Origin of the sequence: Brevibacterium permense (genome assembly GCF_025506275.1) — a bacterium.
In the GTDB taxonomy this organism is placed as follows: Bacteria; Actinomycetota; Actinomycetes; order Actinomycetales; family Brevibacteriaceae; genus Brevibacterium; species Brevibacterium permense_A.
On sequence record NZ_QYCP01000093.1, the window covers coordinates 93,962 to 108,867 of the forward strand.

At 57.6% G+C, this 14,906-nt stretch carries 10 protein-coding genes; 8 read left to right on the plus strand and 2 right to left on the minus strand.

The window, feature by feature from the left end; translation table 11 throughout:
• The first annotated feature begins 158 nt into the window (after positions 1–158).
• The 8 genes from D3I60_RS14535 (at position 159) to D3I60_RS14570 (ending at position 10,117) form a co-directional block, all read left to right on the plus strand.
• Positions 159–2,075 (plus strand): polysaccharide biosynthesis protein, encoded by a 1,917-nt coding sequence (locus D3I60_RS14535; protein WP_262776993.1) that lies wholly within the window; start codon positions 159–161, stop codon positions 2,073–2,075.
• Positions 2,075–3,112 (plus strand): MraY family glycosyltransferase, encoded by a 1,038-nt coding sequence (locus D3I60_RS14540; protein ID WP_262776994.1) that lies wholly within the window; start codon positions 2,075–2,077, stop codon positions 3,110–3,112. Before D3I60_RS14535 ends, D3I60_RS14540 begins: the two co-directional genes overlap by 1 nt.
• The gene (locus tag D3I60_RS14545; RefSeq protein ID WP_262776995.1) at positions 3,109–4,470 is read left to right on the plus strand and encodes a glycosyltransferase family 4 protein; all 1,362 of its coding nucleotides are present in this window, start codon (positions 3,109–3,111) and stop codon (positions 4,468–4,470) included. Before D3I60_RS14540 ends, D3I60_RS14545 begins: the two co-directional genes overlap by 4 nt.
• Positions 4,467–6,200: a glycosyltransferase family 4 protein gene (locus D3I60_RS14550; RefSeq protein WP_262776996.1), complete on the plus strand. Its 1,734-nt coding sequence runs from the start codon at positions 4,467–4,469 to the stop codon at positions 6,198–6,200. Before D3I60_RS14545 ends, D3I60_RS14550 begins: the two co-directional genes overlap by 4 nt.
• Positions 6,197–7,078, plus strand: a complete 882-nt coding sequence (locus D3I60_RS14555) for an ABC transporter permease (protein ID WP_262776997.1) — start codon at positions 6,197–6,199, stop codon at positions 7,076–7,078. The genes D3I60_RS14550 and D3I60_RS14555 overlap by 4 nt, the downstream gene beginning before the upstream one ends.
• Positions 7,065–8,372, plus strand: a complete 1,308-nt coding sequence (locus tag D3I60_RS14560) for an ABC transporter ATP-binding protein (RefSeq protein ID WP_262776998.1) — start codon at positions 7,065–7,067, stop codon at positions 8,370–8,372. Before D3I60_RS14555 ends, D3I60_RS14560 begins: the two co-directional genes overlap by 14 nt.
• Positions 8,369–9,229: a DUF6270 domain-containing protein gene (locus D3I60_RS14565; RefSeq protein ID WP_262776999.1), complete on the plus strand. Its 861-nt coding sequence runs from the start codon at positions 8,369–8,371 to the stop codon at positions 9,227–9,229. The genes D3I60_RS14560 and D3I60_RS14565 overlap by 4 nt, the downstream gene beginning before the upstream one ends.
• A 66-nt stretch (positions 9,230–9,295) precedes the next feature.
• Complete coding sequence (locus tag D3I60_RS14570) at positions 9,296–10,117, plus strand: acyltransferase (RefSeq protein ID WP_262777000.1); 822 nt, start codon at positions 9,296–9,298, stop codon at positions 10,115–10,117.
• A gap of 580 nt (positions 10,118–10,697) precedes the next feature.
• On the opposite strand, the gene D3I60_RS14575 is transcribed toward D3I60_RS14570, so the two are convergent.
• Both D3I60_RS14575 and D3I60_RS14580 read right to left on the minus strand, forming a co-directional pair.
• A complete protein-coding gene (locus D3I60_RS14575; RefSeq protein WP_262777001.1) occupies positions 10,698–12,545 on the minus strand; it encodes a hypothetical protein in 1,848 nt (615 codons plus the stop codon).
• Positions 12,542–14,611: a CDP-glycerol glycerophosphotransferase family protein gene (locus D3I60_RS14580; RefSeq protein WP_262777002.1), complete on the minus strand. Its 2,070-nt coding sequence runs from the start codon at positions 14,609–14,611 to the stop codon at positions 12,542–12,544. Before D3I60_RS14580 ends, D3I60_RS14575 begins: the two co-directional genes overlap by 4 nt.
• Positions 14,612–14,906 lie beyond the last annotated feature (295 nt).

Consider the following 14,906-nt stretch of genomic DNA (forward strand, 5'->3'; position numbering starts at 1 on the left):
TCATTTATGTGTGAAACCTGTTAACGCCAATAGTACAATCGGAAAGTTGCAAGCGGCTTCGCGAAGCCGGACGGGGAAATCAGGACGAAAAGAGGACCGTGGGAAGCAAGTCTGACCCCATTCCCACACGGACCCCAATGAGGCGGCACGGCAGAGCCATGGCGCTGTCACTCATCGATGGTCTCGTCTTCGCGTTCCTCGTCGTGGCCATGACACTTGTGCGGTACGACTTCCACACTCATCTCGTCAATGCACCGGGCATGTTCGTCTGTTCGGCAATCGCTTTGGTCGTCTTCCTCATCGGAGGGCCTCTGGCGATCTACCGCGGTCGCTACCGACGGGGATCGACCGATCAGTTCGCAGCCATCGTGGGCACCGTTGCACTGGGCGTCGGCATCATGTGGGTTGCCGAGTTCGCCCTTGCCCGTCAACTGCTCATCCCGACCAGCGTCCCCATCACGGCGGGAGCGCTCATGGTCGTGGTCAAGAGCCTCGAGAACTGGCTTCGCCGCAACATGAGGCAACGCAGCCTCACCTCGTCCGGCGCATCTCGGCCCACGATCGTCGTCGGCGCGGGGGACCAGGGCATGCTCGCCCTCGATATGATCGCTCAGGACTCGCACAACGAATTCGTCGCTGTCGGCATCCTCGACGATGACCCTGCCAAGCGGCATCTGCGCTACAACGGAATTCGCGTGCTCGGACCGATCGCGGACATCGCCGCCCATGTCGATCGCACCGGTGCCGGGGCCGTCATCATTGCGATCTCTGACCTGCCTCCCGAGGAACTCTCCCTTATCGCTTCGAATCTCGAATCCCGACCGGTCGAGATCAAGATCATGCCGAAGCTCTCGGACTCCGCGTTGGCGCGTCCCGAGCCGGACGCCCACGACGTCGCCGACCTGCGTCACCGAAGCTTCCGCGATGTCAGCCTCGAAGACCTCATCGGACGCAAACCGATCTCGACGAATATCGACGACATCGCCTCGGCGATCACCGGCAAAGTCGTCCTTGTGACCGGGGCAGGCGGCTCAATCGGTTCACAGCTGTGCCGTCAGGTCGCCCGGTTCGACCCGGCACGACTCATCATGACCGACAGGGACGAATCCGGACTGCATGCCACCGAGCTCGGACTTGAGGGTTCAGCCCTTCTGACCAGTGATGACCTCGTCCTCGGGGATCTGCGGGATCCGGCGTTCATTGATGCCCTCGTCGCCGAGGCGAAGCCGGACATCATATTCCACGCCGCGGCTCTCAAACACCTGACTTTCCTCGAGCGCTTCCCTGAGCAGGCGGTACGCACGAATGTCGGTGCCAGCCTCGATCTGCTCAGCGCAGCCGTGGCTCACGAAGTCGATTCCTTCGTCCACATCTCCACCGACAAGGCCGCTGGCGCGACCTCGGTTCTGGGGCGGACGAAGTTCTCCATCGAGCGGGCGATCGCCTCGGTGGCCGCGGTAACCGGACGACGGTATATGTCGGTGCGCTTCGGCAATGTGCTCGGCTCCCGGGGTTCCGTGCTCGAAACTTTTGTGGCTCAGGTGGCGGCCGGCGACCCCGTGACCGTCACCGACCCCGAGGTCACTCGCTACTTCATGACTGCCGATGAGGCATGTGAGCTCGTTCTGCAGGCAGCGGCGATCGGCTGCCCCGGAGAGACCTTGGTCCTCGATATGGGCGAACCGATCCGCATCGCTGACCTCGCCAGGCGAGTGATCGCGCTGTCGGGCCGCAGCGATGCGCAGATCGTGTACACGGGTCTGCGCCCGGGGGAGAAGCTCACTGAAGCGCTGCTGTCGCCGGGGGAAGTCGACAGCAGACCCAATCATCCGCTGATCACTCAGGTGCCGATCGCTCCGATCGATCTGGAGAAGCTCGGCGCCCTGGTCGCTGAATCTCGTGATCCGCAGGTCTTCACTCACCGGACGGCCCTCGAGGAGCGCTTGACGAGTCTCCTCGACTCCGAGGCAGCCCCGGTCACCGATGACGCAGCGGCGGCCATCGAACCAGCAGCGACGTCATCAAGAGCCTCCGAGCCGGGCGCACATCCTCATGACACCGGAGTCGGCCTCTGATGGCTTTGCAGTCGCTGGTGATCCTGGTTGTGGCCGCGGTGGTCACGGCTCTCAGCGCCCTCATCGCCTTTCCGCTGCTGCGGAGAGCGGGGGTTGTCGATGTTCCCTCTCATCGCTCCTCGCATACTCTGTCGACCGTACGCGGTGGGGGAATCGCCATCGGCTGCGGCATCACCGTGGCCGCAGTTCTCGCCATGGTTTGGAGCGTCAGCGAAGACGGAGTATTCGGCCTCGGCGGCGTCCTCCTGCCGATCGGTTTCCTGGTGCTGACCTGGTGCTATTCGGCCATCGGGATGAGCGACGACCTCGACTCCCTGCGCCCCGCCGGGCGTTTAATCGGACAGGCCATCCTGGCTCTGCTGTTCAGCGCGATCATCGCAATGTTCTCAACACAGGGAATCGCTCACGTCATCGCTTTCGCCTTTATCGGAGTGACCACTGTCAATGCTGTGAACTTCGTCGACGGGCTCAATGGCTATGTCACCGGGTGGACCATCGTTACCGCCGGATGGTTCGCCTTCGTCAGTTCCTGGGTGGGCGAGAACGACATCGCACTGCTTGCTCTGGCATTGGCCGGTGCCGCTGTCGGGTTCCTGCCATTCAATCTCGGGCGGGCCAAAGCTTTCCTCGGAGACACGGGAAGCTACGGAATCGGCGCGGCCGTCTTCGCTCTCGCAGTGTGGCTGTTCGTCCAAGGCGTCCCGATCGTCGTCATCATCGCGCCGATGATCTTCGTCCTCTTCGACGTGGGACTCACTTTGGTCCTGAGACTCTTCCGGGGAGAGAATATTCTCCTGCCTCATCGCGAACACATCTACCAGCGGATCCAGCAAGCAGGGTGGCCACACGGTTCCGTTTCGCTCTTCCACGCCGCATTGAGCGTCCTCGCCTGCATTATGGCCGTTCCGACCCTCATCAGCGGAAATACCGCGACGACCTATCCGGCTCATGTGTTCTGGGTCGGATTACTCGCCCTCTACGCGCTTCTGCCCATGTGGTTGAATCGTCGCGCCCGTACGGAGGTGGTCACTGCATGAGAATCGTTCTGCTCAGCCATTACTACTATCCCGAGGTCGGCGCACCGCAGCGACGGTGGAGGATCCTCGTCGACCACCTGCGCGCAGTCGGACACGACGTCATCACGGTGGCACCACACCCGCACTACCCGTATTCCGACCGGAACGGATTCTTCGGCTCTCGAGTCGGTCGCGGGCGGAAGCGAGTCGACGTGCGCCTCGGCGGCACCTGGGACACCGGAATCGATGGTGAGCGGATCCTCCGCGTGCCCTATCTGCACAGTGGGTCGTCAATGGCTCGTCAGCTGCTCGACCAGACGGTATCGGCAACTGGCGCGATGTCGGCGGTCATCGATCGGCTGCGAGGCAGAATGCGCCCCGATGTCATCGTCTCCACGACTCCGGCACTGCCGTTTCTGCTGGCGGGGGACACCTTGTCGCGACTGCTGCGGGTGCCGCACATCGCTGAAGTGCGCGATGCGTGGCCGGACCTCATCTCGGAGATGAACTTGGTTACAGGAGCACTCGGGAAGTATCTTCCGGGGACGCTGACGCGGAGCCTCGAGCATCGGCTTCTGCCGGACCTGCTCACTCGTGCTCAACGGCGTGCGGCGGTCGTGGTCGTCACCACGGAGGGATTCAAACATCGCTTGGAACAGCGTGGGGTGACCGCCGAGGTGGTCCGCAGCGGAGTCTCACCGGCCGAGTTGGAGGGTGCATCCGGGCTGACTGCCACGGGGGCGATTCCTCTCATCCCTGACGCCGACGAGACCGGTGTCCCCCGGGATACGGCCAACCGCGGTACGGTTGCCGATCGCAGTGGACTCAATCTGCTGTATGTGGGCACTGTCGGTCGGTCTCAGGACCTCAGCACCTCGATTCGTGCTCTGGCTCGCACCGAGGGTGTGCGACTGCGCATCGTCGGCGGCGGCGTCGATACTGCCGAACTCAAGACCGTCGCTGCGGAATATGGGGTACCGGTGGAATTCCATCCGCAGATCGCCGGCGCCGAACTCGCGGGCCATTGGGAGTGGGCAGACGCCGGGCTCGTCAGCCTCAGCTCACTCGAATCCTATGAATGCACCGTGCCGTCGAAGCTCTATTCACTGATGGCTCGTGGAATTCCCATCCTTGGAGTAGTCGCTGGTGAGGCAGCCGATATCATCACGCAGACCGCGGCAGGAGAAGTTGCGATCCCCGGCGACACCGATTCAGTCGCAGCGGCCATGACGCGGATGCGAGCTCGAGTCGAAGCCGGTGAGAAATTCGGCACGAATCCTCAGGCAGGACAGAATCCGCGCGACTGGGTGATTCGGAATGCTTCGGCAGCTGCCATGGGGCATACATACGAACGCATCCTTCGGCAGGTGGTGTCGTGAATCTGCGCTTCCTTGCCCGACAGCTGACGAACGTCATCGTGACGACGGCAGGTCATCTCAATGACGATCGAGTGTTCTTCGGTATGCAGTTGGCACGTCGACTGCCGGGCCCCGCCTCGCGTTTCGTCGGACACGCACTCGGGCGTCTGCCGGGTGACGCCAGTCAGGCGGCTTCCGCGTGGCTGCTCGGAGAAGAGACAGCGGCGAAGTCACTGGTCTCCAGTTCTTCTGCCTCCTCACGCCTGCTCGGAGAGATCGCGCTCAACCTCGGCATGCTCGACGCCGCTGATCGCATTGCGGACTCACTCGAATCCGCCCCACAGTTGCGGTCCCGCATTCTCTGGACCCAAGGCAATATCGACGAAGCGATCAGAGTCCTCCCCGACGGTAAACGCAGGAAACGCCTCTCGGCTGAGCGAAAGTCGATGTCACCTGGCTGGTGGCCAGACACCGATGCGTACCTCATTGCCCGTCCCGCACTTCAGTCAGGTACTGGTCCTTCCTCGTCCCTGCACGTGCTGACGAACTCATTGCCTCATACCCGATCGGGCTACGCCTACCGCAGCCACCTCATCCTCTCTACTCTGAAAGACGCCGGGTACCAGGTTGCGGCCGTTACTCGTCCCTCCTATCCGGTGACGATCGGGCGGCTGAGCCAAGACGCTGTCGAATCCGTCGATGGAATCGACTACCTGCGTGACGTGCCGCTCCGTCCTGCGGCCATACCTACTTCGCGTCTCGCGGACCAGGCGGCATGGATCGCGGACCAAGCTCTGGAACGTCACGTCGACCTCCTTCACACCACCACGCACTATGTCAACGGTTTGGCTACCGGGGCTGCCGCCAGAGCCGTTGGACTGCCGTGGGTCTATGAGGTCCGCGGAGTTCTCGAGGAGACTTGGGCCGCTGCAGGCAGCACTCCCGCAGATCGGATCGCGCGTCGGGAGAGCCAGCGGTTCGCCATGATGCGGTCGAAGGAGATCGAAGTCGCAACAGCGGCCGACGCTGTCATCACTTTGGGCAAGACGATGCGTGAGCACCTGATTGCTGGGGGAGTTCCGGCAGATACCATCACACTCATCCCAAACTCGGTATCCGAAGCAGTCGTCGACACCGATGTCACCCGCACTCCGGCCGATGTGAGAAAAAGCCTTGGCCTGCCCGGCGACGGAATCTGGGTCGGCACGGCGGCGTCGATCGTCGGTTATGAGGGCCTCGACGACCTTGTCGACGCCGTCATCCTCGCCCGCAGCCAAGGGACGGACCTGCGGCTCCTCATCGCCGGCGACGGTGTCGCCCTGCCGGAACTGCGAGAACGCGGTGCGGTCCTGGGAAAGAGCGCAGTGTTCACAGGCCGAGTCTCCCAAGCCCAGGCACTTGAGTACCAACTCGCGCTCGATGCCATCGTCGTGCCGCGCAAGGATGAACCGGTCTGTCGTTTGGTCACTCCGATCAAACCGATCGAAGCGATGGGGCTTGCCAGACCCGTGGTGATCTCCGACCTGCCGGCACTGCGTGAACTGGTTCCGGACAGCGCAGGTTTGGCGACCCCGCCGGAGAACCCGCATAAGCTCGCGGAACTGCTGTCCGAACTCGCCGCCGATGACACTGCGCGGGCAAGATTCGGAGACAATGGTCGAGCACACGTTCTTGCGACTCGCAGGTGGAAGGAAATCGGACGACGATATGGGCAGGTCTATTCTCAACTCGTGGGGAGTGATGTGCGATGAGTGAGACGAAGAACCCCCTCGGGCTGAGCTCGATCCCTTCCGTGTCGAGTGAAGGTCTCGTGCCCGTCGGACGACGGACGAGTCTGAGCAGCTACCTCGCCGCGCTGTGGAACCGTCGCCACTTCATCATCGCCGAGTCCCGAGCCAAGATGTCGAGCTCGACGAGGAAGAACATACTCGGCTACGGGTGGCTGTTCCTCAATCCACTGCTTTCGGTGCTCGCGTTTTGGTTCATCTTCGGATTCATCCTGCAGACCTCTCGAGGTGTTCCGAACTTCCTCGGATTTCTCGTCGTCGGAGTGTTCTTCTTCGGGTACACCGGCAAGTGCATGACCGGCGGAACCGGAGCGATCCGTTCCGGCGCGTCGATGATCAAGGGATTCCAATTTCCCCGTGCCGCACTCCCGATCTCCACTGTTGTCCGCAATTTCCTTGACTTCATGCCGACGTTGCTCGTCATGGTCATCGTGCTGGCAGTGGTGCCCCCGCTTGAAGTCATCACCTGGCGTGTCATCCTCGTCATCCCGGTCATTGTTCTGCAGACGATCTTCAACGTCGGCCTCGCTTGCTTCCTTGCGCGGCTTGGTCACAAGGTTCCGGACCTCACGAACTTCATGTCGATTGTCAGCCGATTCTGGCTCTACGGCTCGGGAGTGTTCTTCTCCATTGAGGACCGCCTGGGCAATCATCCGGCACTCTTGGAAGCAATGCAGTACAACCCGATGCATGCTTATCTCACGCTGGTGCGCAACTCGCTGCTCTACGGAGTCGATTCGGATCCGAAGATGTGGATCGTCGGCACAGTCTGGGCTTTCGGTCTGCTCATCGTCGGATTCCTGTTCTTCTGGAGAGGGGAGGAGAACTATGGTCGACTCTGAGATCCAGGACCCCACGATCATCGCGGAGAACGTCCAAGTCCGGTACACCGTCAACACCAACGATCCGGGCAGCAAGGCAACCGGAATCCGACGACTGACGAACTCGGTCGTCGGGCGGCAAGGCCAGACCACCGTGCGAGCACTGCGTGGAGTCAACTTCGTTGCCCGCGAGGGAGAGATGGTGGGCATCGTCGGAGCGAACGGCTCTGGCAAGTCGACGTTCCTGCGCAATGTCGCAGGCGTCGAACAGCCGGATCGAGGCCGCATCCTCGTCCGTTATCAGCCGCTTCTGCTCGGTGTCAGCGCTGCTCTGCAGCCGGCGCTGTCCGGAAGTGAGAACGTTCGCCTCGGATGTCTGGCGATGGGGCTGTCACCCGAAGAGGCGGCCGAAGCGTTTGACTATGTCGTTGAGCTTTCGGCGTTGGGGTCGGCAATCCATCGGCCGATGGGAACCTATTCTTCTGGCATGGGCGCCAGGCTTCGATTTGCCATCGCCCTGGCTGCGCGACCGAAGATTCTGCTCATCGACGAAGCCCTGTCGACGGGTGATGCGACCTTCGCTGAGCGCAGTGAACGTGCGATGGATGAGCTCCTCGCTGAAGCGGGGACGGTTCTGCTGGTCAACCACGCTGCCAAGGTGATTCAGGAGCTGTGTACCCGCGCGGTCTGGATGCATCGAGGCGAGATACTCATGAACGGCCCTGCCGAGGCCGTTGCAGAGAAATACCGGTGGTGGGCGTGGAACGTCGCAAAAGGCAAGGAAGACATCGCTGACAAGCTCCTCGCCGATGTCGTGGGCAACGCGGTCAAAGAGGAGATCAACATCCTCGAACCCGAACTCATCAGGAACCCTATCCCGCGTCATGCGGCGCGCCCTTCCAAGAAGAAGGCGGCTGCGGCACGTCATGTGAAGCGACAGGACACGGTCGACGAGGTTGAAGAGACTCCGACTCCGATGTTGGCTGCCGCCGAAGAGCAGGTCTGGCCGAAGTCCTTCGACGCTGAGATGCCGAAGGCCAAGTTCCCAGCGTTGCCCAAGCCTGCATCTCAGACAGTGAGTGCACCGCGAATCACAGATGCCCCGCCGTTGCGATTGAACCCTAGTAAGAAACGGGTCGTTCTGAGGGCCGCGAACCCGAGTGACCGTGCCTCGGCGATTGCAGCTGCTGATGACTTCACCGGCCGGAGGCTCGCATCTCGCGCGCGCCAGATCGCCGACGAACGCTACGAGGAGCGGCAGCGCTTGCGGCAGGAAGATGATTCTCACGTCGTTCACCAGGATTCGAACCGATGAAGATTGCAATATTCGGCTCCTGCGTGAGCCGGGATACAGCAGAATTCATGCCCGAAGCCGAGGTCGTGTCCTATGTGGCCAGGCACTCGGTGACGAGCTTGGAGTCTCCGCACGGGACAGCTGGAATCGATCTCAGCGATCTGACCTCTGCTTTCCAGAAGCGAATGGTCACCAGCGACCTCAAGGGGAGCGGCATTGAGAGGATCGTCAAGCATGCAGACGATCTGGACGTCGTCCTCCTCGACTTGGTCGATGAAAGACGAGGATTCTGGAAGTTCCCCAACGGCACGACCATGACGAACTCGATCGAGGTGGAATCGTGCGGCGCCGCCCGCGCGGCACGTCGCAATGGGGCTCGATTGATCGAGTTCGGCACTGATGAGCACTTCACACGGTGGAGCACAGGCTTCACCACGCTCATCAAGGAACTCAGGGCCGCAGGGCTATGGGAGAAGACGATCCTCCTCGATATCGAATGGGCCGGAGCTGTCGACGGAGCCCAGCATCCACAGAACGATGGATTCGCTAAGGCAGGGCGGCAGTGGCGTCGGCTCCAGAGAGGTTCACGCGAGGCAGGCCGGGAGCTCTCACGAGGTCGTGGATTGGGCGAAGTATGGCAGAACCTGCGAAATCTCAAACCGACCGAAGCAGAAGATTATGCTGATCGGGCGCTGTCAGCCAATGCGGAATACATCCGGTACCGTAGTGAAGCGCGATCGCTGACAGCGTCGTCAGTTTTCCGAGAGAGCCGTGAGCTTCGGATCGACAGAAACCACAAGTGGGGACCGCAGCCGTTCCACTTCCGTGATGCCGACTACAGGTCGATTGGCGACGAGATTTTGCACAGGATCAACTAGCGGCGTGATCGGAGCATCGAATGGTAGGAGACGCCTCACCAGGTGTTATTCGAGTAGTATCAACTCATGAAGAAACTTGAGGAAATCGCCGATTACATCGATGAGGATGGAAATACTATTGAGAGCCCAAATAGGTATTCTAAGAGAGTCTCCGTTACCTTTAGAGGTAAAAACAATCGTATTATCGTAGATCCCGATGCGAAGTTGAAAGAATTGCAAGTTGTCTTCGATTGCAATAATGGCCTGTTGACGATCGGGCCGAACTCTAAACACGGCTTTTCCATGAGTATTAGGATTGGTGAAGATGCTCAAGTCATAGTCGGCTCCGATGTGACGTCGACGACGCGGTGCATTGTCAGCGCTGTCGAAGGGGCGACGGTGGAATTCGGAGACGATGTAATGCTGGCGAGCCAAAACCAGGTGCGCGCAGACGACGGTCATCCGATTTTTGACGTCGAAACTGGGAAGAGGATAAATCCTGCGAGAGACATATACATCGGCAATCACGTCTGGTTAGGAGCTCAAGTAGTGGTATTGGGCGGAGCCGATATCGGACCTGGCTCAGTGATCGGATTCGGAAGTATTGTCACTGGAAGGATTTCAAACAATTGCATAGCAGTCGGAAGCCCCGCCAGAATGGTTCGCCAGAATATTGCTTGGGAGCGGCCTCACCTTTCGTTCGTGGGGCCTCCTTACAAACCTGATTCGTCAACTGTTCAGGTGAACGAAGAGTACTGGGCGCTTACAGAAAGTCTTGAACCGGAAGCTGCTGTTGTCCCCGAAGCTGAAAAAGTGCGAGCTATCACTCCTGCAAGAGCGCGTGTGGGAGCTAGCAAAAGTCTCGTATCGAAAATACTAAGTCGTTTCGGTTATGAGAGGCAGGCTTGAGCCTAGGCCACAGTCATAAGGTGTACCGCTGGCCGCACACAGGCTGATGTGACTATTGCCTTTAAACAGATGTATCACCTTGGGAGAATATTGTAACCTGGGGTAACTAAACAACTGACGGGCACGTGTAAGAGTGCATTTGCGTGCGCCTGCGGCCTGCTTTTATTGCATCTGGGACAACCGTGGTCTCCACTGTAATAAAACACCTTGGGAGAATCACCGTTGTCGAGCAACTTGCAGCAGCTCCTAAGCCGGTTCTACTCGCCCTTTTGGAAGCCATCTGCAGCGAACAGACTAGCGGGTGAACTGTGTAGCGCCACCCAGCCCAAGGCGTTAACGAGAACGCGTCATGCATGATGACTACAGGACGATGATTGCCAGTCAATGTTTTGCTGACTAGGTTGGTTCATTGCTTGACCCGGGATCTCGCTGACCCACGTTTAGAACCCGCCCCTCAAGATTGTCTTCGAAGAAGTAGACGCCATGCGTAAGTAGGCCCCGAGACCGTCGGAAAAATAGAGGTACTGCTGTTGTGCGACGCGACGCTAGTTCAAGGACACAGCCAACTGGGTGAGTCCCCTCAAATTTCAGCGATGACCGAATGGTCTTCAACACCACCGAAGGCGACGCTCTCACCTGCGGGCGGGTCGACCTGGTCGTAGCGGAGAACCGAAACGGCGGAACAGTTCGACGCGACGTGCAGTCTCTGAATCATCAGCTCGAGCAGATCCTCATTCTGGGAGCATTCGACAACAGCGACAAATCGGGCATCGGTTCGATGCCTTTGCTCGCCAATGTCCGAGTAATCGAGGTCATCCACAACGTAAACGTCAATTCGGTCGGCATTGCCAATCCCGCGACGACAGTCATAATTGAATTGGGCTACAAAATCACCGCGCAAAATCGCATACGTTGTCCTGCCCGATGTTTCTAGTCTGAGCCGTTCCGTAGGAAAGTCTCGGCGTTCAGCGTGGTCGATATCGAGACTGACACTGTTAGGCAGCGAAGCGATCCACTGATCGCCGTCCTCGGAGCTGGCTACTACCCCGTCGATCCCGGATAGATCATCGATGATCGGTAGCAAATGTTGGGAATCTGCGGTGTATTTGATAAACGGGAGGCTGTGGTCAGTTAGAATTTGACGAAAGCCTGATCGCCCGATCCTACCCGACAAGTACCAGTTCACACCATTGCGCGGAATGCCGGAGTCGTCAATTCGAACTTGAACGCCCAGCGAGGACCCCGACTGATATGTGTTGACTTCTTCAACGTTTGTGGACCGGGCTCTTCCCGTGCCTAGGAATCGACGAATGATTCCTAAAGTCGTTGGCAATGAAGCACGCGCCACGTCTCCATGACGCCCGTTTATCCGATACTTGGTGAGACCAGGAATGTCGCCAATCAGCTCGATAAGTGAATAATTGCTTTGCTCGTCCGAGTTCGTGTAAAAATAGTCGATACGACGACCTTGTCGGAAATACGACCGGATGAGTTGTTCGGGCTGCACAAGCTTATGCATCTGAGATTCGCGGAATAGATTGTCCCGAAAAAATGGCTTGTCCAAGTAATATCGTATGTTCATTTGCGGCACGACCACCACAAGATGGGCCTCGGGGTGATTCTCGGCGTACTGAATCGCAATGCTGCCGCCTTTAGAGGCGCCGAAGAACATGATCTGGTCGGACGCGATTTGATGATCTTCGATGAACTGGTCAATCACTGCATTGACCCGATCCGTCAGTGGTTGACCGGAATTGTCTATAAGCATGTAGGACCCGGCAGTCAGGTAGCGGTCCTGGAAGCAGATCATCAAAGTTTCGGATAAATCTTCATCAGTGATTGCTTTTAGGTAGCTAACCGCATATGAGATGCGGGAAGTCGACGGACCGAAACCGGGAAAAGTTATCAGCAATCGTTTGGGATTAACGCTATTGCCCCGTAGGGAATAGTGTACATTGCCGTGCCGTTCGACTTGATACTTTTTGTCATAGTCGACCTGTTGCGGAGTGGTGAACGCCCCGTGTCCGATTGTCAATGAGTACGGAGAATCTATGTCTAAGTGAAACTTTGTGGTGTCGGGTGATGAAACAATAATATTCCTATATTCCAATGGGTGCCCTTTAGGGGGTGGCTCGATCTCGTTTCCGTATACCACCGAATCACCCTGATAGAGACGAAAGGCCTGACCATTGAATTTCTGCCAATCGTTGATGATTAACTTGGCAAAGAATTTCCCACGCGGTAGTGACTCAGAAGTGAAGCGTCTCAGATGCCCTTCTAATCCCTTCCGCTCCGCAAAGCGCCGAAACGGCGCAGCCGAGCCAGCCGCAGATACCGTCCGGACGGTGTCGCGCACTGGCGGGGAATATGCTAGCTGCTTTGCCTTCGAGATCGCGTTTCTCTTGATTGCTTGAAACTGTGCTTTCAAAGGCTCAGCATCCTCTCCACAATTCTGTCGTTGATGAGTTCGGGCTCAACGCCCTCGAAGAAGCGCTTCCGCCGGTCGGCGTACTTTTCGTTGGACGTTTTATACGATTGAGTGACGATGTGGTCCCGGAGGTCGGGCAATCGGGTGAACAGAGGTCCTAGTGCGTCCGTGCTGTAATCCAAGCGGCTTTCGTAAGGTTGTTCCGCGAAGAAGTCCGTGGTGTCCCATTGGTAATAGGCAATGGGTGTTTCAATAAAGGCCGCATCTATAACGGCCGAACTGTAGTCAGTAAAGACGAAGTCAGCACTGGAAATCGCCTCTCGGTAGCTAGACTTCGAATGAATCACCCTACCGTTAAAACTGAATTGGTCAGCGCGTTTATCTACATTAGGGTGTAATTTGACCTGAAGGGTAGCGCCAGCTTCATCGAGATAAGTGAGGAGATCGGGGTCCGTAATAAGTTCCTCTATAGATTGGAAATACGCGCTCTCTCGAAAGCTCTCCGGGCTGACTTGGTGGAGGTTAAAACGCCAGGTCGGCATGAACAAGAGATTGCCAGTTTCGCCATTTGTGGATTTTAATGTTTGCAGTCGCGGAATCCCAGAGTTGAGTGTTTCGAGTGGAGCTACCGTGCGTAGGTAGTCGGCCTCAGTCTTTCCGGTTGCTACAAAAATATCGAAATGCTTTGAAGCTACCCAATTCGACATGTCATTCAGCTGGACACCGTGTTGAAGGTAGACGAATCGGGAGTTTGCTAGGGTCTTACCTTTATGGCGGAGATTATATATCTGAGATGACACTACGAGATCCGAGCGAAGAAAAATGTCGTAGAAATCATTGGAGAAGAATGGAACTAATTTGAACCCTTTTGAATCCAGTCGCTCCCAGTCTGGTGAGTTTGGGTTGAGAGCGAAGTGGATGTTATGAAACCCTGGATAGTTGCGTCGAAAATGGTCATAGAGGTACTCGGCATTGTCGTCGGCCTGCATCGGGCGGTCGAAGAATAGAATGCCTGATTCTGAGGTGATCGCCCGACTGTAGAAATTGTATGTATCGGGTGACGGCGATCGGTTAGCTTTATCCGCTTTGACATACGTGCGAAGGATTTCGACTGTCTCCGAGCCGAGTTGCAGGGAATGGAGAACGACGCCTTCGGGTGCATTTGCTTCTCGCGTTCCGCCGCTAGTCGTTTCATTGATGCGCGCTTCCCTGTCGATGATGGAGAACTTGAGGTGCACATCACTCTCGGAGAGTCGTTTGAACGGCTGCGAATTATTGTCCGGGTCTGCTAGCCATCTTATGATCGAGCATTCGAATGGGTGCATATGTTCGGCGTGCTGTAGATGCTCGTCGAGCTTGAATCCTTTGACGAGGTCTCGCAGGTGGCTGAGTCCGATGCTCGAGTTGTGTGATTCACGCAAACCTCGCAGAAAGAGGACCAACTGTCGTAGAACTCTTAGCTTGAGTGCTATGGAAGGCATACCGATGATCGGAAGCAACCTACCCGACGGGCCGTCAGGTGAGTAACCAATGGCGGATTTAGTATCTGAGGCAATCGAGTAGCCTGTTTCAACTCGGTCAATTTTGTTTATAGACCAGTAGAGCCGGTAAGCGTTGTAGAGGGAAGTCCTGTCAAGGTCGTTAAGCGCGTCTAGTGCGTCGTCAAGACGTCCAGTGTTGAAGGCAACGCCGTGCAGATCAAAGTCCTGTGCATACTCGTAACTGTTGGTGAGCGTGGTCGTGGCGGGATTTTTGGGGATGGTGCCAGTGTATCGGTACGGCTCGGCAAGATATACGGTTCTGGACTGTAGGTGCGTCAGCATCGTCTGCAAATAGTTCGCAGATATCTCATGGGATTCGTCGACTATAACGATGTATTTACTAGTTCTGCGGGCGCAGATTTCCCGGAGCTGCGTCGTCGTTAGTCGTCCTTCAGTGACGTCGATCGAAAAGAGATGCTCCCAGCGCAGTCGCGCGGCCATGATGCGTCGATAAGTCGTCGACTCTTTGTCGAGCAGGGAGGACGTCTCAATCACGACGTTGAGTAGCAGGTCTGGATTTGGCATGGATACCTCGGTCGGCAGTACATCTCGCGCCCGTGAGTGGGCAACCCTGATGATACACTCGTCCTCAGGCGGATGTGATTCAGTGCGTGGTGGCCTGAAGCTTGCGATGTTGCAAACTGGACATGTATAAGTGATGAACTTGTTCGGACTCGGTTTGCGACTAGTCGCAGACTATGCCACCCCTCTGTTTGATTAGAGCGACTGGCTCACGACCGGAAGTTGGGTGATTGCGAAATTAATGAAGTCATTTCGCTTTTGAGGTCTGAAAAGTGCTGATTATTCTGACGACTATCCC

Coding starts and splice junctions, on each gene's coding strand:
- D3I60_RS14535 (WP_262776993.1), top strand. CDS start 159: ATGGCGCTGTCACTCATCGATGGTCTCGTCTTCGCGTTCCTCGTCGTG.
- D3I60_RS14565 (WP_262776999.1), top strand. CDS start 8,369: ATGAAGATTGCAATATTCGGCTCCTGCGTGAGCCGGGATACAGCAGAA.
- D3I60_RS14580 (WP_262777002.1), bottom strand. CDS start 14,611: ATGCCAAATCCAGACCTGCTACTCAACGTCGTGATTGAGACGTCCTCC.
- D3I60_RS14555 (WP_262776997.1), top strand. CDS start 6,197: ATGAGTGAGACGAAGAACCCCCTCGGGCTGAGCTCGATCCCTTCCGTG.
- D3I60_RS14545 (WP_262776995.1), top strand. CDS start 3,109: ATGAGAATCGTTCTGCTCAGCCATTACTACTATCCCGAGGTCGGCGCA.
- D3I60_RS14570 (WP_262777000.1), top strand. CDS start 9,296: ATGAAGAAACTTGAGGAAATCGCCGATTACATCGATGAGGATGGAAAT.
- D3I60_RS14540 (WP_262776994.1), top strand. CDS start 2,075: ATGGCTTTGCAGTCGCTGGTGATCCTGGTTGTGGCCGCGGTGGTCACG.
- D3I60_RS14560 (WP_262776998.1), top strand. CDS start 7,065: ATGGTCGACTCTGAGATCCAGGACCCCACGATCATCGCGGAGAACGTC.